Source organism: Hymenobacter rigui, assembly GCF_003944715.1.
GTDB lineage: Bacteria > Bacteroidota > Bacteroidia > Cytophagales > Hymenobacteraceae > Hymenobacter > Hymenobacter rigui.
This window is the reverse complement of the sequence record NZ_RWIT01000004.1, coordinates 190,682-212,910: the sequence shown is the minus strand read 5'-3', so window position 1 is coordinate 212,910 and position 22,229 is coordinate 190,682. Positions and strand designations below refer to the sequence as shown.

Genomic DNA, 22,229 nt, shown 5'->3' with positions numbered 1-22,229 from the left:
AGGTAATGGGGGAATGAGAGGGTAAAGGAACGGATAAGGAGGCCAGAACGTCATTCCGAGCGGAGCGAGGAATCTCGCGTGCTGATGTCTGAATAGCATTACAACCTCAGCACGCGAGATTCCACGCTCCGCTTGGAATGACGGGCTTGTTTTCACCAGACGCCCTATTCCATCCTCACCTCTTGAAATACTACCTTTGCCCCCGATATGAAAATTGGCATCTTCTTCGGTGGCCCGTCGCGCGAGCGGGAAATCAGCTTCGCGGGCGGCCGCACCGTGTACGATAATCTGGATAAGTCCCTGTTTGAGGCTGTGCCCGTGTTTGTGGACAGCCGTGGCAACTTCATCCTGCTCAACTGGGAATACATCTACAAAGGCACCATCCGGGACTTTTACCCGCCCGTGTCGGCGCTGCCGCGCACGGAGCTGCCGGTGCAGATGTACTTCGAGAGCCTGGGCGAGCTGAACCTGGAGGAGCAGGACCGCATTATTGCGGAAGTGGGCCGCCGGGTGGAGCCCCGGGAGCTGGCCGGCCTTATCGACTTCGCCTTCCTGGCCCTGCACGGCCCGGCCGGCGAGGACGGTGCCATTCAGGGCCTGCTGGAGTGGTACGGCATTCCGTACTCAGGCTCCGGCATCCTGCCCTCGGCCTTCGGCATTGATAAGATTGCCCAGAAGAAGCTGCTCAAAGCCCTGAACCGCCCCACGCCCGACTTCCGCCTCATCACGGCCGAAGAGTGGGACGCGGCCGACCCGCAGGCTACCCTCGACTACCTGGTGCGCGAGCTGGGCCTGCCGCTGGTGTTCAAGGCCCCGCGCCAGGGCAGCAGCATCGGCATCAGCATCCTGCGCGAAGCCGATGTAGCCAAATTTGCCACCGCCGTGGAACGCAGCCTGTTCCGCAAAACCGTAACCCAAACGGAGTGGCAGGCACTGTCGCAGCAGCAGAAAACCGTGTGGCTGCAGCAGCTGGTGGACATCCGCGACGGAATTGGCCTGCCGGTGGTATTGGAGTTGCCAGTTGCCGGTTCTGAGGTGCCGGTTTCAAACGAGCCAGCCACTGTCCCCAACGGGCAACGGACAACAGACAACTCGCAACTGATTTATCAGCCCGAGGAGCTATTGCGCGCCCTGGATGCGCACCTGGCCACGGCCGAAGCCGTGCGCCTGACCAGCGTGGAAGGCGAAACCCAGGTGCTGGTGGAGAGCTTCGTGCAGGGCCGCGAGTTTTCCTGCATTGTGGTGGAGGACGCCGACGGCCAGCCGCTGGCTTTGCCGCCCACGGAGATTGTGAAGGGCGAGGAAATGTTCGACTACCGCTCGAAGTACCTGCCCGGCCTCTCCCGCAAAGTCACGCCCATTGATTTACCCGAAGCCGATATTCAGCGCATCCGGGAAGCCTGTGAGGAAATGTTCCGCACGTTCGGCTTTCAGGTATACGCCCGCCTCGACGGCTTCATCGGCCCCGATGGCAAGCTGTTCCTCAATGACCCGAACACCACCTCGGGCATGCTGCCGGCTTCGTTCTTCTTCCACCAGGCGGCCGAAATCGGGCTCAACCCCAGCCAGTTCCTGACGTTCCTGATCCGCACCTCGTTGGCGGCGCGGCGGCGCGGCGGGCTGCGGCCGGTGAAGCTGGCGGGCCTGCTGGCCCAGCTGGATGCGGCCGTGGCGGCCCGGGCTTCCGAAGAGCGTACCCGCACCAAAGTGGCCGTCATTATGGGCGGCTACTCCTCGGAGCGACACATTTCGGTGGAGAGCGGGCGGAATATCTACGAGAAGCTCAGCTCCAGCGTCAAGTACGAGCCGGTGCCCGTGTTCCTGACCGGCAACAGCCAGGAATTCCGCCTGTACGTGCTGCCCATCAACGTGATGCTGAAGGACAACGCCGACGACATCCGCGAGAAAGTGGAGTACCTGGAGGCCGGACACGCGCTGCACCCCATTCTGGAGCGCATCCGCCACGAGGCCCAGGGCATCACCAGCACCTACGCCGGGCAGCCCACGGCCCAGCCGCGCCGTGTATCGTTCGAGGAGCTGGCGGGCATGGTGGATGAGGTGTTCATTGCCCTGCACGGCCGCCCCGGCGAGGATGGGGCCCTGCAGCGGGAGCTGGAGAAATTCGGGCTGCCCTACAACGGCTCGGGCGTGGAAAGCTCCAGCATCACCATCAACAAGTTCGAAACCAACCGGCGCCTGCGCCAGGCCGGCCTGCGCGTGGCCGAGCACCGCATGGCCAGCCGCCTAGAGTGGGACGCCGACGCCGAGAGCTTCTACCGCAGCCTCGAAACCCAGTTCCCCTACCCCTTCATTGCCAAGCCCGCCGACGACGGCTGCTCCTCGGCCGTAAAGAAAATCAAGAACCGGGCGGAGCTGGAGGCCTTCACCCGCCTCATCTTCCGCAGCCAGGAAGACCTGAACGAAACCGACGCCACCACCCTCAGCCTGGGCTTCAAGGAGGAATTCCCGCAGAAGGACGCCTTTCTGGTGGAAACCCTCATTAGCCGCGACGGCGCCGCCCACTTCCTGGAAGTAACCGGCGGTCTGCTCACCCACTGGGACGCCAATGGTCAGCTACAGATTGAGGTATTTGAGGCCTCCGAGGCCCTGGCTACCGGCGAGGTGCTGAGCCTGGAGGAGAAGTTTCTGGCCGGCGAAGGCCAGAACATCACTCCGGCCCGCTACGCCACTGAGCCCACGGAGCGCCAGCGCGTGTCGGAGGAGGTGAAAAAGGAGCTGCGCCGGGTGGCCGAAATCCTGAATATTCAGGGGTACGCCCGCATCGACGCGTTTGTGCGGGTGCGCCAGAACGGAGCCGTGGAAGTGCTCATCATCGAGGTGAACTCCTTGCCCGGCATGACGCCCGCCACCTGCATCTTCCACCAGACGGCCCTGGCCGGCTACACGCCCTACGACTTCATCGACCGGATTCTGGAGTTTGGCAAGCAGCGCACGGAGAAGCAGTTGAGCTAACCGAAAACCGTGGCGCAAGCTTTAGCTTGCGCCGGGCGTTACCTGGGTAGCCGGCTCCCGGTGCGAGCTACAACGTACGCCACCCGTTTATTTTTCACCCCTCCGGCCCTCGTTTGCGGGGTCGATTACGCAAGCTAAAGCTTACGCTACTATGTCCTTTTTTCGCTCCGATACGCCGGCCGACCTGCTTAAGCACGTGGTAATTATTCTGGTAGCCACGGCGGCCCTGGTGTTCGGGTTCTTCTTTGTGTACCTGCCCGTTACCACCAACCACGGCGAAACCATTGTGGTACCGAAAATTACCGGCATGAACCAGGCCGACCTGGAGGACTATCTGGATGAGCGGGACCTGGCGTACTTTGTGGACGACAGCACCTACGACGCCGGCATCCGGCCCGGCACGGTGCTTACCCAGGAGCCCAAAGCCGGCGAGAAGGTGAAGGAAGGCCGCAAGATTTACGTGTCGGTTTCAATGAAAAACCCGCCCGTTATCAAGATGCCCAAGCTGACGGACGGCTCGGTAAAAAACGCCCAGATGATTCTGAAAAGCTACGACCTGGTGGTGGGTCAGCTGAAATTCGTGCCCAACATCCAGAAGGATGCGGTGCTGAAGCAGCTGGTGAACGGCAAGGAAATAGCCGCCGGCGCCTCCATCACCAAAGGCACCCGCGTGGATCTGGAAGTGGGCGACGGCCTGGGCAACCAGGAATTCCCAGTGCCCAACCTGGTGAATATGCCCGCCGATGAGGCCACCACCCTGCTGGTGGGCCAGGGCCTGCAGGTGGGCGAAATCTTCTACCAGGAGCCTCAGGACGGCGAGACGGAAGGCACCGTGGTAAAGCAGCGGCCCGCCTCGACGCCCGGCACCACCATCCGCATGGGCCAGCTCGTGGATTTGTGGGTGGCGGGTAAAGAGCCGGTGAAAGCCGTTGACTAAAAATCCGCTTGAAATAGAAGCAGCAAGAGGTTCGTTGACGTACAACGAACCTCTTGTGCTATTCAGGCGTGAGGGAAGGCGGCCCGGCTGGCCTCACTCTGCTAATTCTTTACCTTGCCCTATGACTTTTTCGTTACGCTCTTTGCTGGGCACCGCAACGCTGCTCGGGCTGGTTCCGGCCGTGGGGCGGGCCCAGGTGGTGCAGCCCCTCGGGGCTGAGCCGCCGCATACCCTGGCAACACCCGCCGCGGCTCAGCGCCCAACGGCCCTGGGTCTGCCGTTTTTCGATGATTTTTCCCGTCAGAAGGAAGGCACGCCCGATGGGCAGCGCTGGGAAACGGCCGGCGGTACGCTGGTAAACAACCGGTTTCCGCGCCGGCCCATCAGCCGGGGCGTGGCTACGCTGGATGGGTTGGATGCGCAGGGCAACCCGCGGGGCGGCGTCTCGCAGCTCGGCGACGCCGACGTGCTCACGTCGCAGCCCATCGACCTGAGCGGCCAGACTGCGGCCAGCAACCTGTTTCTGAGCTTTTTCTGGCAGGCCGGCACCATTACGGGCCCTCCGGCGGCCAGCGGCACCCGGCCCGTGGCCCTGTACGTCGATTTTAAAGATGCCAGTGACCAGTGGCAACAGGTGTGGCAGCTGCGCAGCCCGGCCGATACTACCAACTTCCGCTTCAAGGCCCTGCCCGTCAACCAGGCGGCTTTTCTGCACCCCAATTTCCAGTTCCGGTTTCGGGTAAGCGGCTACCTCTACAACAACCGCGACGCCTGGAGCGTGGACTACGTGCGCCTCGACCGGAACCGCACCGCCACCGACTCCACCTTCCGCGACATTGCCCTCAGCAAGCCCCTGCCCAGCGCCCTGAAGCGGTTTTCGGCCATGCCCGTGGCGCAGTTCAACCAGAACGCCGCCCAGGAGCTGAACGACCGCACCGCCACCAGCATGAATAACCTAGACGCCGGCCCGGCCCCCACGCCTATTTCCTGGGAAGGCTACCTGGACGTGGTGGGCGGCGGGAGCAACCGATTTTTGCAGGGCAACCGCTCCCTTGATGCCGGCCTGCGCCAGCAGCCCATCATCGGCAACCCGCGCCTGGCTACGGTGCCTACCACGCCGGCGGCCAAGCAGCTGCGCCAGCGCGTGGTGCTGCTCAGCAACGAAACCAACCCGCTCACCCTGCCCAACGATACCCTCACGCGGGTAACCGACCTGACCGACTACTACGCCTACGACGACGGCACTGCCGAAGCAACCGTGAGTCTGCCGCCCGCTTCCACGGGTCCGGCCAGCTACCTGGCCCTGCGCTTTGACCTGAACCGCCCCGACCAGATTCGGGCCATCCGGCTGGCCCCCACGCTGATTACGGCGGCGGGCCGGCCGATTTCCGTAAACATCTGGGACGACAACGGCAACGGGCAGCCGGCCGCCACGCCCAAGGCCACCAAGAGCTTTACCATTCCGGCCACGCTGCCGGCAGGCCAGCCGTTCGTGGAAATACCGTTTGATAGCCCGGTGCCGGTGAGCGGCCGGTTTTACGCAGGGTACGGGCAGGCCTCCACGCCCCAGTTTATTGAGTTTGGGCTGGATCTGAACAATACTCCCCCAGCTAACACTTTTTTCATTAGCTCCCAGGGTGCCTGGAGTCCGGCTTCCACGGCCACCAACTACCACCCGGCCGGCTCCCTGATGCTGCGGCCGGTAACCACCGGCGTAATAACGGCCACCGCCGCCCCGGCCGAGGTAGCAGCGCAGTATCAGCTCTATCCTAACCCTACTGCCAATGGACAGGTACAGGTGCAGGGCCGTTACGCCCGGGCCAGCGTGCTGGACGCCGTGGGCCGCGTGGTGTGGGAGCAACCGGCTTCGGAGGCGGGCCGGCCCACGCTGCAGCTACCGTTGCCGGCCGGATTGTACCTGGTGCGCCTGGTATTGCCCAACGGGCAAACGGTTACCAAGCGGTTGGCCATAGCCCAACTCTAGCATCCGTAGTTTGTTGGTTTCTTAGTAACCTTACACTCCCGGCCAATTCCGGCCTTTTTGCCACCCTCATCTTGCCCTTGCCCCTTATGAACGACATCACCTCCGCCGAGCTGAAAGAGCGCCAAGCCAACGGTACCGCCCCCATTATCATCGACGTGCGCGAAACCTGGGAAAATGAGGAAAGCCGCATTGATGGCAGCCGCAATATTCCGCTGGGCGAGCTGCCCACCAAGCTGGAGGACCTGGAGGATCTGAAGCATCAGGAAATTGTGGTGCACTGCAAAGGTGGTGGCCGCTCGGCTTCCGCTAAAGCCTTTCTGGTGCAGCACGGCTTCGACCACGTACGCAACCTGATTGGTGGCATGCAGGGCTATCAGCAGGCCTAGCCTGGCTGGCCGCTGCCTATTTTAAAGCCGGATTGCCCTGCGCAATTCGGCTTTTTGCGTTGATAACCTCCTGTTTTCTAGTGCGTAGAGGTTATTTTATAGCTCATCATCAAAATTTAATTGCTAGCAATTGAATTTTATTCAACCAAATAACATTCCTTTGTCTATATGAATGCGCCTTCGGCTTCTGCCCCGTCTGCAAATCCGCTTCAGCAACTGGAAAATCAGTTGTGCTTCCCGCTGTATGCGGCGTCGCGCATGATTACCAAAGCCTACCAACCCTTGCTGGATGAGTTTGACCTAACCTATCCACAATACTTGGTGTTGTTGCTGCTGTGGGAGCACCAGGAACGCACGGTGAAGGAGCTGGGCGACCATCTGGCCCTCGACTCCGGCACGCTTACTCCGCTGCTCAAGCGTCTGGAGCAGCGCCAGCTCATCAGCCGCCGCCGCGACCCGCGCGACGAGCGGTCCGTTATCATCGGGCTGCTACCGGCCGGAGCGGCGTTGCAGCAGCCCGCCTGCAAAATTCCGGAGCAGCTGTTTGAAAAAATGGGCATGCCCCAGGCCGAATTTGAAGCCCTGCGCGACCAGCTCACCCAATTGCTTACCCGGCTGAGGTAATTCAGCTTTTCCCTTACCATTTCATTCTTTCTTCCCATTCAGATGAAAATCGAGAAAGTATTTACGGCTCAGGCCAAAGCCAAAGGTGGCCGCGACGGCGCCATCACCACCAGCAACGACGTGCTGAACCTCACCCTGAGCACGCCCAAGGAAATGGGCGGCCCCGGCAAAGCCGGCGCTACCAACCCCGAGCAGCTGTTTGCCGCTGGCTACGCTGCCTGCTTCGAGGGCGCGCTGGGCGTAGCGGCCCGCCAGGCTGGCGTGAAGCTGCAGGACGTAACGGTAGAAGCCCTCATCGGCTTCGGCAAGGCTGAGGACGGCGGCTACGGCATTTCGGCCGACCTGCACGTGAACCTGCCCGGCTTCGAGCAGGCGCAGGCCGAGCAGCTAGTGGAAGCCGCCCACGGCATCTGCCCCTACTCGCGCGCTACCCGCGGCAACATTGAGGTGAACCTCACGACGACCACCAACGCCGCCTAGGCTGCCTGAGTGATTTCCGGAGGGTTGAGTCTGGGCTGCCGCATCCTTTGCCGGCCCGGACTCAACCCTCCATCTTTTTTACCGTTGAGCTTATATATGCTCTGCGCGTCAGTGCGCGAAACGGTTCCACCCTTCCTTTTCCTGCTCCTTATGAAAACCAACACCATTCTGCTGGCCAGCCGGCCGCAGGGCACACCCACGGCGGCTCAGTTTCAGTTTGAAACCCGCGAGCTGCCCGCGCTCCAGGCCGGCGAAGTGCTGCTCAAAACCCGCTACGTAAGCGTCGACCCCTACATGCGGGGCCGCATGAGCGCCGCCAAATCGTACGTGGCGCCGTTTGAGGTGGGCCAGCCCATTGCCGGCGGCGTAGTGGCCGAGGTAGTGGAAAGTCAGGCCGAGAACCTGCCGGTGGGCAGCATTGTGGTGGGCAACCTGCCCTGGCAGGAATACAGCGTGGACCCGGCCGCCAGCCTCAACCGAGTACCCGCCGACAAGGCCCCCATCAGCTACTTCCTGGGTTTGCTGGGCATGCCCGGCCTCACGGCCTACTTCGGCCTGCTTGATATCTGCCAGCCCAAGCCGGGCGAAACCGTAGTGGTATCGGGCGCAGCTGGCGCGGTAGGTATGGTGGTGGGCCAGCTGGCCAAAATTGCGGGTGCCCGCGTAATCGGCACGGCCGGCTCCGACGAGAAGGTGGCCTACCTGAAGCAGCTGGGCTTCGATGAGGCCTTCAACTATAAAACCGCCGACGTTCCGGCTGCCCTGGCCGCCGCCGCGCCCAACGGTGTGGATTGCTACTTCGACAACGTGGGCGGCCCCATCACCGATGCCGTGTACGACCTGCTCAACAAGCACGCCCGCATTGCCCTCTGCGGCCAGATTTCGACTTACAACGAAACCGAAGCGCCCGTGGGTCCGCGCCCCGAGGGCAAGCTACTCAAAACCAGCACCAAGCTGCAGGGCTTCATTGTGAGCGACTACCTGCCCCGGTGGCCCGAGGGCGTGAAGCAGCTCACGGAGTGGTACAGCCAGGGCAAACTGCAGTTTGAGGAAACCATTACCGAGGGCTTCGACCAGATTCCGGCCGCCTTCCTGGGCCTGTTTAAGGGGGATAATACCGGCAAAGCCATTGTGAAAGTGGCCTAAACCACCCCGCTCTTATTTCTCACTCCACCCCTCCTTTTTCACCTATGGCAACTTCCGCCGACATCATCTGCGTGGCCGCCGAATGGCGCGTGCAGCCGGGCCACGAGGACACCGTGCGTCGTCTCCTGGGAGAGGCAGCCGCGGCCGTGCGGGCCCAGGAGCCCGGCAACCTGGCCTACACTGCCCACCAGGACCCCGCCGACGCTACCCGCTTCTTCATTTACGAGCAGTACGCCAACGAAGCCGCCCTGCAGGCCCACCGCGACTCGGCCCACTTTCAGCAGGTAGTGGTGGCCCAGATTGTGCCGTTGCTGGCCGAGCGACGCGTAAGCCGCTACCAGCTGCTGGCCTAACCACCTTGTTTCACCCGTTTTTTCCGTTTCACCCTTAACTACCTATTCCCATGAAAATTCTGATGGTGCTTACCTCGCACGACCAACTGGGCAACACGGGCCACAAAACCGGCTTCTGGCTGGAAGAATTTGCCGCGCCCTACTACGTGTTCAAGGATGCCGGTGCCGAGCTGACCCTGGCCTCGCCCCAGGGCGGCCAGCCCCCCCTCGACCCCAAAAGCGACGACCCCAGCGCCCAGACCGACGCCACCAAGCGCTTCAAAGCCGACCCCGCCGCCCAGCAGGCCCTGGCCAGCACGGTGAAGCTCGACTCCGTATCGGCGGCCGACTACGACGCCGTGTTTTACCCCGGCGGCCACGGCCCACTGTGGGATTTGGCCGAGGACAAGAAGTCGATTGAGCTGATCGAAACCTTCTACGCCGCCGGTAAGCCCGTAGCCGCCGTGTGCCACGCCCCCGGCGTGCTGCGCCACGTGAAGGACGCCAACGGCGAGCCGCTGGTGAAAGGCAAATCGGTAACCGGTTTCACCAACACCGAGGAAGAAGCCGTGCAGCTGACCAACGTGGTACCCTTCCTGGTGGAGGACATGCTGAAGCAGAACGGTGGTGACTACTCGAAAGGCGCCGACTGGGCCCCCTATATCACCCAAACCGGCAACCTGATTACCGGCCAGAACCCGGCTTCCTCGGAGCCGGCCGCTGAGGCCCTGCTGAAGCTGCTGAAGAAGTAAGCCTGAGCACCGCCTCCCCAGTACCCGCCCCGGCGGCTTCCCTTGCGGAAGCGGCCGGGGCGGTGTCGTTGGTGGGAACTACTGGTGGCACTGCTCCCCCAACGCGGTGGAAGGCTGGGACCGGCGCGCGTACCGTTGAGGTTATCTGGTAATAAATCCGCGCAAGTCTCTATATTTCCTCCCGATGAACTGCCCTTTCTGAGCTATGAGCACGATTCTGAAGGAAATTGACGCGGCCCTGCTGGCCTTCGATGCCCACCGTGGCCGCCCCGTAGCCATTGAGTTGGGCGAGCGAAAATACACCCAGCTCATCCTCGACGTGGCCCACCTGCACGCCGACGGCGGCGACCTGACCCACAACACCGGCCGCCCCCTGGCCTACCGGGGCCTCGAAATTCTGCGCGACGACACCAACCGCGACCTGGTGCGGGTGATATAAGTGGTGAAATAGTGAGTTGGTGAACTAGTGAGTTTGATGTTTTGCTAGCGTGGCGGACGCAGATTGAACATAAAACTCACCAATTCACCAACTCACCATTTCACCACAGTGTACCTTTGCACCATGAATTTGCTATCTGCCGAGAACCTCGGAAAAAATTACGCTGACCGTTGGCTGTTTAAGGAGCTGAACTTTGGTCTGCAGCAGGGCCAGCGCGTGGCCTTTGTGGGCATCAACGGCACCGGTAAAACCACCCTCATGAAGGTGCTGGCCGGCATTGAGCCGCCCGACACCGGCGAGGTGAGCGTGCGCAAGGGCATCCGGGTAACCTACCTGGGCCAGAACCCCGACTTCGATGAAACGCTGACGGTGGAGGAAACCATCTTCGCCAGCCAGAACGATACGCTCAAGGCCATCAAGGAATACGAGCACGTAGTAAACGACCCCAACCACAACCCCGACGACCTGCAGCGCGTGATGGAGCGCATGGACGCCCTCAATGCCTGGGACTACGAGGCGCAGGTGCAGCAGATTCTGGGCCGGCTGGGCATCCTGGGCGAGCTGCTGACCCGCAACATCCGCATGCTCTCGGGTGGGCAGCGCAAGCGCGTGGCCCTGGCCCGCGTGCTCATCGAGGAGCCCGACGTACTGTTGCTGGACGAACCCACCAACCACCTGGACCTGGCCACCATTGAGTGGCTGGAAAACCGGTTGTCGTCGCCGAACCTGACGCTGCTCATGGTAACCCACGACCGGTACTTCCTGGATAAGGTGGCCAACGAAATTGTGGAGCTGGACAAGGGCCAGATGTACCGCTACCAGGGCAACTACGCCTACTTCGTGGAGAAGAAGGCCGACCGGGAAATGCGCGAAGCCACCGAGGTGGAGAAGGCCCGCCAGCTGTTCAAGAAGGAGCTGGAATGGATGCGCCGCATGCCCCAGGCCCGCGGTACCAAGCAGAAAGCCCGCATCGACGCCTTCTACGTGACCAAGGAAAAGGCCAGCACCAACCTGAGCAGGCAGCAGGTGGAGCTGAGCGTGAAAACCACCCGCCAGGGCGGTAAAATCATCGAAGCCAGCCACCTCAACAAGCGCTTCGGCGACAACGTGGTGCTCGATGATTTCAGTTACGTGTTCAAGAAGAAGGACCGTATTGGCTTAGTGGGTCCCAACGGCGCGGGCAAATCCACGCTGCTGAACATGCTCACCGGCAAGCTCCAGCCCGACTCCGGCACCGTGGAGGTGGGCCAGACCACCGTATTCGGGTACTACACCCAGACGGAGCTAGAATTCGACCCTTCGCAGCGCGTAATTGACATTGTGAAGGAAGTGGCCGAGGTAGTGGAGCTGGCCAACGGCGACGTGCTCACGGCCAGCCAATTCCTGAGCCTGTTCCTGTTTCCGCCGGCTCAGCAGTACACGCTGGTAAGCAAGCTGAGCGGGGGCGAAAAGCGCCGTTTGCAGCTGTTGCGCGTGCTCATCAAAAACCCCAACTTCCTGATTCTCGACGAACCGACCAACGACTTGGACATCGGGACGCTGAACATTCTGGAAGACTTCCTGCTGCACTTCTCGGGCTGCCTGCTCATCGTCAGCCACGACCGGTACTTCCTCGATCAGCTGGCCGAGCACCTGTTTGTGCTGGAGCCCGGCGGGGCCGTGCTCAACTTCCCCGGCAACTACACCGACTACCGCGAGTACCTGGCCGAGCGCGAAACCGAAGCGGCTTTGGAAGCCGCCGAGAAGGAAGCCAAAGCCGCCCGCGCCGCTGCCAAGGCCGTAGCCGCTGCCCCGGCCCCTGCGCCGGTAGCCGCCCCCACGCCTGCTGCCCCGCCCAAGCGCAAGGCCACCTTCGCCGAGAAAAAGGAGTACGAAACTCTGGAAAAGGAAATAAGCCAGCTGGAAATCCGCAAGGAGGAGCTTATCGAAAAGCTCAACTCTGGCACCGGCTCCCACCAGGAGCTGGCCGACTGGGCCGCCGAGCTGAAGCGCACCGAAACCGCCCTCGACGACAAAGGCATGCGCTGGCTGGAGCTGGCCGACTTTGTGTAGCGGTACTTTTGGGCCAGTTAAACTAATTGATGCCGACTTTGTAATTTACCCAGCCTCCTCCCCGGGGGCTGGGTATTTTTTTCACCACTCTCCTTTCCCTACCATGAGAAACCTCCGTCTTTTCCGCGTGCTACTGCTGTTGGTAATGGGTATCCTTTGGGCTGGCCACAGCCAGGCGCAGGATGCCGCCAAGGAAAAACCCAGCCCGGCGGCTACCGCCACGGGCAAAATCGGTAAAGCCACCGTAACCGTTGCCTACAGCAGCCCCGCCGTGAAAGGCCGCGCCATTTGGGGTGGGCTGGTGCCCTACGGCCAGGTGTGGCGGGCCGGGGCCAATGAGGCCACCACCTTCACCACCGACCAGCCCCTGACCGTGGAAGGCAAAACCCTGGCCGCCGGTACCTATGCCCTGTTCGTACTTCCCACCGAGAAGCAGTGGACCATCATCTTCAATAAAACCGCCAAGCAGTGGGGCGCTTTCAAGTACGATGAGAAGCAGGACGCCCTTCGCGTGCCGGTAACCCCACGCAAAGCCGCCAGCATGGCCGAGCGGCTGGTGTACGAGGTGACGCCCCAGGGCCTGGTGCTGCGCTGGGAAAACCAGGAAGCATTGATTACCCTGAAATAACCGGCTAACAGGAGCCTACAAAAGCCAGCGGACGTGTCTGCTGGCTTTTGTGCGTTAGTGGGGTTGCGTCTGGGCTACGGCGGTGGAGGCGGGCTGGTATTGCCGCGTGCCCCGCAGCGTTTGGTTAAACGTGAACTGAACCGGCCGCTCATCGAAGAATACCACCACGCGCAGCTTGCGCGCCACGTCCATGCGCGGAAAGAATACCTGCCCGCGCATTCCCTGACCGGGGGCCAGGGTGTTGTTGCGGAGCACTACGGCTTCCAGTGCTGTGGCCTGGGTGTAGAGGTGGTCGGCCTGTTCGGCGTGGTCGAGGCGTTGGTTGTCGAAGTAGGCCTGGTCGCTTTGGTGGCGGGCTTCGCGCTCCACTACCTGCTGGTCGGTTTCCTTTTTCTTGATGCTGGATACGTCCTCAACCAAGTTGGCCGCGCTGGTCAGGATTTCAAACCAGCTCACGTTATCGGCCTTGCGCTCCTGCTCCTTCAGCCTGGCTTGCAGCTGGCCCAGCCGCACCTCCGGGTTGGCGGCCAGGCGGCGGGCCTCGAAGAACTGCGCCGGCACGCGGGTGCTGTCGGTTAAGGTATCGGGCACAGCCATGTAGTAAAAGGTTTCAGGGGCAATGAGGATGGGCTTATCGGAGTAGTTCAGGTAGGCCACCTCAAACACCAGCTCGTTGTCATCGGCCCGAATAAAGCCAGCCCGCACGTACACACTATCGGGGTGGCTGACGACGCTGGTGGGGTGCCCGTTCACCCAGGGCCCGTTGGAGCGGGCCGGCTCCACGGCTAGGAAAGTGCTGGCCCCGCAGGCGGATAAGAGCAGGGCCAGCCCTCCGGCTATTACACTGAATAATAATCGTGTAGAAGTAAGCATCGGAGCTAGATAACGGGATGGGAGGATAGAAAAAGCGGCCGGACCAACCACTGATCCGGCCGCTTATGGCGTTTCTGCAAGAATAGTTCCAACTCTGCTCAGTTTATTTCGGCAGGAAGCTGGACGGCGCCATCATCGGCCACCGGGAAGGGCCAGGAGCGCCGGATAGCCGTCAGCGGAATGCGCCCAAATACGTGCGGGAAATAGGCCTGGCGCCGCTCGGCCCACTCCCGCTCCACCCGTATTCCGGCAGATTCCAGGGCGGTTTCCTCTACTTCCAGCAGCACGGCCCCGGGGCTGGCCCGGTAGTATAGCCGGGCCGTTTCCAGCACCTGGGCCAGCTCAGAAGCATGAATAAAGCCCTCGGCCTCCAGATCGGCGCTTTCAAAAAAGTCGGTTTCCTGCGCCCGGTGCCAATCGGCGGGCTGGGCAATGCGGTAGAGCATATGCGGTAATTAAAAATTGAGAATTATAAATTAAAAACTGACCTGTTACGAAAGGAGTTACCACATGCCAACAGCCAATTTTTAATTCATAATTCTCAATTTTTAATTCTTCATTAGGCTTTCCACACTTCTTGCTGCACGGCTTTGCCAACCGTGAGTACCAGGCGCGTGGGGTTGGGCACCAGGGTGAGGCGGGCTTCTTTGCCGGAGTATTTCTCGGAATCAATCCAGACGCCTTCCTTGGGTGTGGGCGTACCGCTGGTGTTGGCCGGCAGGTAGGCCGTGGGCAGCAGCACGTCGGTGTCGGAGCCCAGGTCGTTGTGTACTTTTTCCAGGGCGGCTTCCAGGAAAGCGCCGTATTCGTCGTTGAAATCGTCTTCGAGGTCGTGCAGCTCTTCCTCTACGTCGTCGTAGCGGGCATCGTCATAGGTGAGCTTGTGCAGCTCGGCTTTCTTCTCGATGAGGGCCACCAGGGCGCGGTTCAGCTCTTCCGAATTCATACTGGCTAAAGCATTAGGTTAAGGTGCAAAGGTGGGGAGGAATCGGCAGTTTCCCGCGCCTCCGGCTTCGCTCTACATACGTTTCCGCACGGGTTTCGGCTTGCCTTTCCTGAATCGTTGACCTTCAGCGGGAATCATTTGGCCCAAACCAGTATTTTTACCCCAAGCAATATTTCCACCCGCCACCCCAGCTACTCCATATGGAAACCATGACCTCGCCGGCCGTACTGGCCCACCCCGCCCACGACTTCCTGCCCCTCAACGGCACTGACTACCTGGAATTTTACGTGGGCAACGCCAAGCAGTCGGCCTATTTTTACCAGGCCGCGTTTGGCTTTGAGCTGGTAGCCTACGCCGGCCCCGAAACCGGCCTGCGCGACCGGGCCAGCTACGTGCTCCAGCAGAACAAAATCCGGCTGGTACTCACCACCTCCCTCCTGCCCGACTCCGACATCACCCGCCACGTGGCCCAGCATGGCGACGGTGTGAAGGTGATGGCCCTGTGGGTGGACGACGCCCGCAAGTCCTTCGAGGAAACCACCAAGCGCGGCGCCAAGCCCGCCTTCGAGCCCTACACCATTGAGGACGAGCACGGCTCCGTGACGATGGCCGGCATTTACACCTACGGCGAGACCATCCACACCTTCGTGGAGCGCAGCAACTACACTGGCCCCTTCCTGCCCGGCTTTGTGGCCCGTACCAGCGGCATTCCGCAGGGTACGCCCGTGGGACTGCAGTACGTGGACCACTGCGTGGGCAACGTGGGCTGGGGCGAAATGAACCAGTGGGTGAAATTTTACGAGGACGTGATGGGCTTTAAGCTCCTCATCACCTTCGACGACGACGACATCAGCACTGAGTACTCGGCCCTGATGAGCAAGGTGGTCAGCAACGGTAACGGCTTCGTGAAGTTCCCCATCAACGAGCCCGCCGAAGGCAAGAAAAAGAGCCAGATTGAGGAATACCTCGACTTCTACCACTCGCCCGGGGTACAGCACATGGCCCTGATTACCCACGATATCCGCCAGACGGTAACCGAGCTACGCCGCCGGGGCGTGGAGTTCCTGCAGGTGCCCAACACCTACTACGACGACCTGCTGGACCGCGTGGGCCACATCGACGAGGACCTGGACAGCATCCGCGACCTGAACCTGCTGGTAGACCGCGACGAGGAAGGCTACCTGCTGCAAATCTTCACGAAGCCCGTGGAAGACCGCCCCACCGTGTTCTACGAAATCATCCAGCGCAAAGGGGCCAAGTCGTTCGGCAAAGGCAACTTCAAAGCCCTGTTCGAAGCCATTGAGCGGGAGCAGGCCCTGCGCGGCAACCTGTAGCCCACTGTCATTGCGAGCAGAGCGAAGCAATCCTTCCTTTCCAAGGCGCAAAGTCCTGACCTATTCCAAAGCCCCTGACGCCCGCAAGGTTGTCAGGGGCTTTGCGTTTTTTGGGGCTTCGAGCACTAAAAAGGACGGATTGCTTCGTCCTGCGTCCTCGCAATGACGGGAAAACCTCTTTTCTTTACTCCCGTTCTCTGAACTCAGTTTATCCCTCCCAAAGCACTTTCGTATGGCCCTCTCGCCCGAAATCCACGCCAAAATCAACAACTGGCTCACCCCCAGCTACGACGCCACCACGCAAGCCGAAATCCGGGAACTGCTGGCCAGCAATCAGGACGATTTCCTCTCGGATGCGTTTTACCGCAACCTGGAGTTTGGCACGGGCGGGCTGCGCGGTATTATGGGCGCGGGCTCCAACCGTATGAACCGCTACACGCTGGGCATGGCCGCCCAGGGCCTGAGCAACTACCTGGTGCAGTCGTTTCCGGGCCAGGAAATCAAGGTGGCCGTGGCCCACGACTCGCGCAACAACAGCCGGCTGTTTGCGGAGCTGGTATCGGCCATTTTCTCGGCCAACGGCATTACGGTGTACCTGTTTGAAGCCCTGCGGCCCACGCCTGAGCTGTCGTTTGCCATTCGCCACCTGGGCTGCCAGAGCGGCTGCGTGGTTACGGCGTCGCACAATCCCAAAGAGTACAACGGGTTCAAGGTGTATTGGAACGATGGGGCGCAGGTGGTAGCTCCCCACGATAAGAACATCATCCGGGAAGTAGAAGCAATTCAGTCGGTAGCCGACGTGCAGTTTGAGGCTGATAACGCGCGCATTCACCTGATTGGCGAAGAGCTGGACGCGGCCTACCTGGCTCAGGTGAAGGCCCTGAGCATCAACCCCGCCGCCATTGAGCGCCAGCACGACCTGAAAATTGTATACACGCCGCTGCATGGCACTGGCATTACCATGGTACCCAAGGCGCTGGCGCAGTTGGGCTTTACCAATGTGCACATCGTGGAGGCGCAGGCCACGCCCGACGGCAACTTCCCCACGGTACAGTCGCCCAACCCCGAGGAGAAAGTAGCCATGCAGATGGCCCTCGACCAAGCCAAAGCCCTCGACGCTGACCTGGTGCTGGCCACCGACCCCGACTCGGACCGCGTGGGTATTGCCGTGAAGAATAACCACGGCGAATGGGTGCTGGTAAACGGCAACCAAACCGCTGCCCTGCTCACGCACTACCTGCTCTCGGCCCGCAGCCAGGCCGGCAAAACCACCGACCAGGATTTCATCGTCTACACCATCGTAACCAGCGACGTGCTCGGTGATATTGCCCGCCACCAGGGCGTAAAGGCCTATCAGACGCTGACCGGCTTCAAGTACATTGCCGGCATCATCCGCGACCTGGAAGGCCAGCAGAACTACATCGGCGGCGGTGAGGAAAGCTACGGCTACATGATTGGCGACTTCGTGCGCGACAAGGACGCTATTTCGGCCTGTGCCCTGCTGGCCGAAATGGCCGCCGTAGCCAAGGACCACGGCCGCACCCTGTACCAGGAAATGGTGCAGATGTACTGCACCTACGGCTTCTACAAAGAGCACCTGATTTCGCTGACCAAAAAGGGCCAGCGCGGCGCTGAGGAAATCCAGGAAATGATGGCCGAACTGCGTGCCAACCCGCCCCGCACCATTGCCGGCCTGCCCGTGGTGGAGCTGCGCGACTACAAAACCGGCCGCATCCGCGACCTGCGCACCAACCTCGAAACCGAAACCGGCCTGGAAAGCTCCAACGTGCTCCAGTTCATCCTGGAAGACGGCAGCAAAATCTCGGCCCGCCCCAGCGGCACCGAACCCAAAATCAAGTTTTACTTCAGCGTGCGCCAGCCCCTGAAATCCGCCGTTGATTTCGATCTGGCCGACAAGCTGGCCGGTGAGAAAATTCAGCGCATCATCGACGATATGCAACTGAACTAACCTGTCCCTATTACAGGGATATAGAGAAGCCTGAGCTAGTGCAGCTCAGGCTTCTTATTTTTAGATCTGTATGTAACGCTACCTATAGTGCCCTAGCTCTCTACCTCGTAATGGAAAAAAATAGAAATACGACAGTTGTTACGCTTGTTCTTGCTTCTCCCAGCTATTTTTTGGCAGCGTTATTTGTAGCCTTGGCGGCATTCTGCCAGTACCATGACACTACAGTTCTGGCGGTGCCCAGCATATTGCTGGCCTTATTAGCCGGCACACAAGCACAAAGCTTGTCGGTGAATACCGCGCGCAAGCGGTACCGGCTGGGCAGCCAGATATTGGGGTTTACCTCAGGACCATGGCAGGTGCTGCCTCCTACTCAGCGCGTCGTTATTCGGTATTTCTCCGACATAGCCGTAGTATCCAGCGACAGTGGTGGTGGAGGTACCGAGCTTGCCAAGGATAGCCGTTTTATCGTTTTACTTTCCATACCCAATAGTCAGCAGGCAGATGTAGTTATGAGTACCTCCAACTACACTCACGCCCTGAAAGCCGGCTATTTTCTGGGGACAGTTTTAGGAGTTGAAGTAGTGAGCGTAAATCAGTATAAACAGCAGGAAGTACTGCAGGAAGCCGACCCAGACAACGACTAAACTTCTAAAACACAAAGTTGAACGAGGCCTGCCCGAGCAGCCCGCGCAGGTCGCGGCTGCGGCTGTTGAGGGGCACGAAGTAGCTGCCTTTGGTATCGAGCAGAATGTGGCGGGTTTTGACGAGCTCCAAGCCCAGGCCCAGGTTCAGGTTGGGGATGAAGTCGTTCTTCTTATCGTCGTTGCGGTTCAGGATGAAGCCACCCACCTGGTAGCTGGTATACAGGTTGAGGTAGCGGCGGCGGCCCCGCCCGAAGTTGCGCGGGTAAAAATCCTGCCCGAAGTTGATGACGAACAGCTCATTCACGAAAGCCGAATCCGTTTTGTTGGTGGTAGTGGGCTTGTACACGCCCAGGTTGAAGTAGCTCTTGCCACGCGTGAACAAATACTTGATGGCATAGCCCTGGTAGGCCGGACTGGTGAGGCCTACCTTGGGGTTGTCCAGCCGCAGATAGGCGTATTCCACGCCCGGCATGTTTACGAAGCTCACGCGCCGGTTACCCGTCGGGAAGCTGATTTCATCGAACAGCCTGAGCGACACGTAGGCCTGGCCCTGGTGGCTGCTGAGCAGCTGCTGCTGCTGGCGCACCTGCCGGAGTTGGGTTTCGTAGCGCTCCGCTTCGCTTTGTAAGGCTACTCGCTCTTCGTTGCCGAGTTTCTCACTACGCAGGCGGGCCTGCGTGCTGGTTAGCCGGGCAGCAGTAGTCTGCTCCTCCGCCTGCAACTCCTGCACGCGCGTGCCCAGGTTGCGGGCATTAAGATTATTCTCGAGCACATAACCCAACGCCGCCGCCATAGAATCGAGGCGGGGAATTTCGCGGGTAGGCAGGCTAAATTCGGCCGTAAGCTGCTCGGGGGTTTCCTCCTGCTTCTGCACCCGCACCGCCCGCTGCCGGATGAAACCGGTGAGGGCTGCCCGGGCCTCGGCGTATTTGGTCACGCCCACACTCAGCCGCTTCTGGGTTTCGTAGGTTTCCTGGCCGTCGGAGGTTTGGGCCTGGGCAGCTAGCCCGAACAGACTCAGAAGCAGGATAGCCGCAAAGCGACTTAACGGGGCAGCAGGCAGCAGATGCATAAAACTCGTCCTTTTAGTACAGCTCACCTGTCAGTGGTAAGCCAGGGCAAGTTGTGCTTTATGCAACTGACCTCCTCTATTCCTTGGCGACAAAAGTCCTCAAGCTCAGACTTTACAAAACAAATCAAAAACACTAAAACACATTAAATACCAACACATTATCACATAAATATCAGATTCAAATAAATTCTGTTGTCAGCTAATTACAACGCCAAGCAGTCATGACGGCATGACGTTAGCCCGACCACTCGGGCTTTATATAAAATTTTTACTATATTCAGAGAGTGCTGTGGCGTTGTGTTGTTGTTTCAGGATGCGTGCGGTGCTATACCTAACCCCTTTGTCTTATGAAACGCGCCCTGTGTTCACTTCTGCTCATCTGCGGCTTTACTGCGGCAGTAGCCCAGCAAAAAGCCGCTGGCAAAATGCCCGTCAATGCCGAAAAAATAAAGGCGGAGCTTATCCAGCTTGATAAAGACTGGGCCACCGCAACGGTGAATAACGACATGACTTTTGTAAAAAACCTTGTGGCCGATGACTGCCTGTTTACCGAGGCCGACGGCATGGTAGCTACCAAAGCCGAGATGATGAAAGACATGGAATCGGGCAAATCCAAAACCACTTCCAATCAGCCCAGCGAGTACAGCATACGCCTGTACGGGCCGGATATGGCCGTCATTCGGCACAACATCACGACTGCCGGAACCGAAGACGGGAAAGACGTCAGTGGCGAATACCGCCGGATGCACGTGCTGGTGCGCCGTGAGGGACGCTGGGTAGTGGTCGATAGTCAATCGGTACGGGTGGGCCCGGTGGCAGTAGCCACTAAATGAATACGCTCCTTCCGGTGCGCAACGGATGCGCCGCCGGGGTAACCTGCCCAACTATTCCCGGCGCTTATCCCGGCGACCATCCAGCAGCAACAGCAGCAACACCAAAAACGCCGCTACCGAAAGGCTCCACCACGTAACGGCCGGCAGCCCGCTGTAATAGGGCATAGCCGGCGAGTAACGACCCAGCAGACTCAGCCCTGCAAACAGGATAACGGCCACCGTAATGGCCGCCAGGATACTACGGCTTACCAGCTGGTCGGCTTTGCGCAGCAGCAGCTGGTAGCCGCTCAGCTCTACCCGCACGCGTAAATCCCCGCGGGATATTTTGCGCATAATCTGACGGATGTCACCGGGCAGGGTTTGCAGCAGCGCCAGCAGCTGCGTGCCGGTATACAGCGCCTCACTCTGGATGTTTTCCATGGAATACTGCTCCCCGATGATGCGCGCGCCATACGGCCGCACAAACTCGAAGGTGTTGAAGCGCGGGTGCAGCACCTTGCCAATGCCCTCCAGAATCACCAGGGCCCGCAGAATCAGGAACACGGCCCCGGGCACCTGTAGCTTGTAGCGGTAAATGATATTCTGCAGCGCATCGGCCAGATCCGACATGCTCATTTCCTTCACGTCGAGCAAAGCGAAATCCTCAATCAGCTGGCTGAGGTCGGCCTCAAAGGCGCGCATGTCGGGAATTTCGGAGGTAATGGCCAGCCGGCGGAAGTTCAGGGCCATACTGCGGGCATCCTGCCGGGCCATGCCAATGAACACCCCCGCAAAAGCATACTTCTGCTGGCGCGTGAGGCGGCCCACCATCCCGAAATCAATGAGTACCAAGGTACCATCGGGGCGCACCAGCACGTTGCCGGGGTGCGGGTCGGCGTGGAAGGCCCCAAACTCGAAAATTTGAGTCAGGTAGATATCCATGCCGGTTTCGGCCACCTTCTCGGGGCTCAGCCCCCACTCCAGCAGTTGCGGCTTATCGGTGATTTTACAGCCACTCACGTACTCAATCACTAGGATGCGGTTGGTGCTCAGTTCACGATACGGCTTGGGAATATAGAAGCTGCTGTAATCCTCGTAGAGCTTGCGGAACTGCTCCATTGAGCGGGCTTCGGAGGTGTAGTCCAACTCCTTCATCATACTCCGCTCAAAGGCGTCCACAATATCCTGGGGATTACTCAGGCCCTGGCGGCGCAGGAAGTTGGCCGTAAGCCTGACCAGCTCGTGCAGCAGACTCAGGTCGGTGCGTACTTTTTCCTGCACGTCGGGTCGCTGCACCTTCACCACCACCTGCTCGCCCGTGAGCAGGCGGGCACCGTGCACCTGCCCGATGCTGGCCGAGCCCAATGGCACCTCATCAAACTCTGCAAACACTTCCTCCAGCGGCCGGCCCATTTCCTGCTCAATAATCTGTCGGGCCTGGGCCACCGGGAAAGGCGGCACGTTGCTCTGCAGCTTCTCAAACTCATCAATCAGCGCCTCGGGCAGCAAATCGGCGCGGTTGCTCAGGGCCTGGGCCAGCTTGATGAAGGTGGGGCCCAGTTCCTCAATTATCATGCGGATGCGCTGCCAGCGGGTGGTTTCAAACACTGCCTGCTCGCCTTCCTGCCAGGAGCGGCGCCGACTCTGGGGCACCAGCCGCCGCAAAGCCGTACTCGTCACCACATCCTCAAACCCGTAACGGATCAGCACCTCGGCTACCTGCCGGATGCGCGTGAGGTTGGAAATGGTGTTTTTAAACATGAAGCACGGATTTAGGCGGATTGAGCAGATTTCGCAGATTCTGTTGGCCGGACGTTTACTGCCTGATAGTTGCTGTAACTGCGGC

21 protein-coding genes are annotated in these 22,229 nt (G+C 60.2%); 16 read left to right on the top strand and 5 right to left on the bottom strand.

Features of this window, described 5'->3' with window-relative positions:
- Positions 1-207 precede the first annotated feature (207 nt).
- The 12 genes from EI291_RS10030 to EI291_RS09975 all read left to right on the top strand — a co-directional run bounded on the left by EI291_RS10030 (position 208) and on the right by EI291_RS09975 (position 12,733).
- Entirely contained in the window at positions 208-2,973 is a 2,766-nt protein-coding gene (locus EI291_RS10030; protein ID WP_125419682.1) for a D-alanine--D-alanine ligase family protein, read from the top strand.
- A 151-nt stretch (positions 2,974-3,124) separates the two neighbouring features.
- Positions 3,125-3,910, top strand: a complete 786-nt coding sequence (locus EI291_RS10025; RefSeq protein ID WP_125419681.1) for a PASTA domain-containing protein — start codon at positions 3,125-3,127, stop codon at positions 3,908-3,910.
- 121 nt (positions 3,911-4,031) lie between these two features.
- The gene (locus EI291_RS10020) at positions 4,032-5,894 is read left to right on the top strand and encodes a T9SS type A sorting domain-containing protein (protein WP_125419680.1); all 1,863 of its coding nucleotides are present in this window, start codon (positions 4,032-4,034) and stop codon (positions 5,892-5,894) included.
- 86 nt (positions 5,895-5,980) lie between these two features.
- The gene (locus EI291_RS10015; RefSeq protein WP_125419679.1) at positions 5,981-6,280 is read left to right on the top strand and encodes a rhodanese-like domain-containing protein; all 300 of its coding nucleotides are present in this window, start codon (positions 5,981-5,983) and stop codon (positions 6,278-6,280) included.
- Between the two features lie 168 nt (positions 6,281-6,448).
- A complete protein-coding gene (locus EI291_RS10010; protein WP_125419678.1) occupies positions 6,449-6,904 on the top strand; it encodes a MarR family winged helix-turn-helix transcriptional regulator in 456 nt (151 codons plus the stop codon).
- A gap of 42 nt (positions 6,905-6,946) precedes the next feature.
- Complete coding sequence (locus EI291_RS10005) at positions 6,947-7,384, top strand: organic hydroperoxide resistance protein (protein WP_125419677.1); 438 nt, start codon at positions 6,947-6,949, stop codon at positions 7,382-7,384.
- 150 nt (positions 7,385-7,534) lie between these two features.
- A complete protein-coding gene (locus EI291_RS10000) occupies positions 7,535-8,530 on the top strand; it encodes an NADP-dependent oxidoreductase (RefSeq protein WP_125419676.1) in 996 nt (331 codons plus the stop codon).
- A gap of 44 nt (positions 8,531-8,574) precedes the next feature.
- Positions 8,575-8,883 (top strand): putative quinol monooxygenase, encoded by a 309-nt coding sequence (locus EI291_RS09995; protein ID WP_125419675.1) that lies wholly within the window; start codon positions 8,575-8,577, stop codon positions 8,881-8,883.
- A gap of 50 nt (positions 8,884-8,933) precedes the next feature.
- The gene (locus EI291_RS09990; protein ID WP_125419674.1) at positions 8,934-9,614 is read left to right on the top strand and encodes a type 1 glutamine amidotransferase domain-containing protein; all 681 of its coding nucleotides are present in this window, start codon (positions 8,934-8,936) and stop codon (positions 9,612-9,614) included.
- A 205-nt stretch (positions 9,615-9,819) separates the two neighbouring features.
- Entirely contained in the window at positions 9,820-10,053 is a 234-nt protein-coding gene (locus EI291_RS09985) for a hypothetical protein (RefSeq protein ID WP_125419673.1), read from the top strand.
- 123 nt (positions 10,054-10,176) lie between these two features.
- Positions 10,177-12,105 (top strand): ABC-F family ATP-binding cassette domain-containing protein, encoded by a 1,929-nt coding sequence (locus EI291_RS09980; protein ID WP_125419672.1) that lies wholly within the window; start codon positions 10,177-10,179, stop codon positions 12,103-12,105.
- A 103-nt stretch (positions 12,106-12,208) separates the two neighbouring features.
- Complete coding sequence (locus EI291_RS09975) at positions 12,209-12,733, top strand: DUF2911 domain-containing protein (protein ID WP_125419671.1); 525 nt, start codon at positions 12,209-12,211, stop codon at positions 12,731-12,733.
- Between the two features lie 54 nt (positions 12,734-12,787).
- Here EI291_RS09975 and EI291_RS09970 read toward each other — a convergent pair whose 3' ends face one another.
- The 3 genes from EI291_RS09970 to EI291_RS09960 form a co-directional block, all read right to left on the bottom strand.
- Positions 12,788-13,606 carry a hypothetical protein gene (locus EI291_RS09970; protein ID WP_125419670.1) on the bottom strand — a complete coding sequence of 273 codons (819 nt, stop codon included), beginning with the start codon at positions 13,604-13,606 and terminating at the stop codon, positions 12,788-12,790.
- A 98-nt stretch (positions 13,607-13,704) separates the two neighbouring features.
- Complete coding sequence (locus EI291_RS09965) at positions 13,705-14,052, bottom strand: DUF952 domain-containing protein (protein ID WP_125419669.1); 348 nt, start codon at positions 14,050-14,052, stop codon at positions 13,705-13,707.
- Positions 14,053-14,165: 113 nt separating this feature from the next.
- Positions 14,166-14,552 carry a hypothetical protein gene (locus EI291_RS09960; RefSeq protein ID WP_125419668.1) on the bottom strand — a complete coding sequence of 129 codons (387 nt, stop codon included), beginning with the start codon at positions 14,550-14,552 and terminating at the stop codon, positions 14,166-14,168.
- 200 nt (positions 14,553-14,752) lie between these two features.
- On the opposite strand from EI291_RS09960, the gene hppD reads away from it, so the two are divergent.
- From hppD to EI291_RS09945, 3 genes are all read left to right on the top strand, one after another.
- A complete protein-coding gene (hppD, locus tag EI291_RS09955) occupies positions 14,753-15,886 on the top strand; it encodes a 4-hydroxyphenylpyruvate dioxygenase (RefSeq protein WP_205701588.1) in 1,134 nt (377 codons plus the stop codon).
- A 232-nt stretch (positions 15,887-16,118) separates the two neighbouring features.
- Positions 16,119-17,855: a phospho-sugar mutase gene (locus EI291_RS09950; protein WP_125419667.1), complete on the top strand. Its 1,737-nt coding sequence runs from the start codon at positions 16,119-16,121 to the stop codon at positions 17,853-17,855.
- A gap of 110 nt (positions 17,856-17,965) precedes the next feature.
- Entirely contained in the window at positions 17,966-18,499 is a 534-nt protein-coding gene (locus EI291_RS09945) for a hypothetical protein (RefSeq protein WP_125419666.1), read from the top strand.
- A 4-nt stretch (positions 18,500-18,503) separates the two neighbouring features.
- Here EI291_RS09945 and EI291_RS09940 read toward each other — a convergent pair whose 3' ends face one another.
- Complete coding sequence (locus EI291_RS09940; protein WP_125419665.1) at positions 18,504-19,571, bottom strand: hypothetical protein; 1,068 nt, start codon at positions 19,569-19,571, stop codon at positions 18,504-18,506.
- A gap of 347 nt (positions 19,572-19,918) precedes the next feature.
- On the opposite strand from EI291_RS09940, the gene EI291_RS09935 reads away from it, so the two are divergent.
- The gene (locus EI291_RS09935) at positions 19,919-20,404 is read left to right on the top strand and encodes a nuclear transport factor 2 family protein (protein ID WP_125419664.1); all 486 of its coding nucleotides are present in this window, start codon (positions 19,919-19,921) and stop codon (positions 20,402-20,404) included.
- Positions 20,405-20,455: 51 nt separating this feature from the next.
- On the opposite strand, the gene EI291_RS09930 is transcribed toward EI291_RS09935, so the two are convergent.
- Positions 20,456-22,144 carry an ABC1 kinase family protein gene (locus EI291_RS09930; protein WP_125419663.1) on the bottom strand — a complete coding sequence of 563 codons (1,689 nt, stop codon included), beginning with the start codon at positions 22,142-22,144 and terminating at the stop codon, positions 20,456-20,458.
- Between the last annotated feature and the right edge of the window lie 85 nt (positions 22,145-22,229).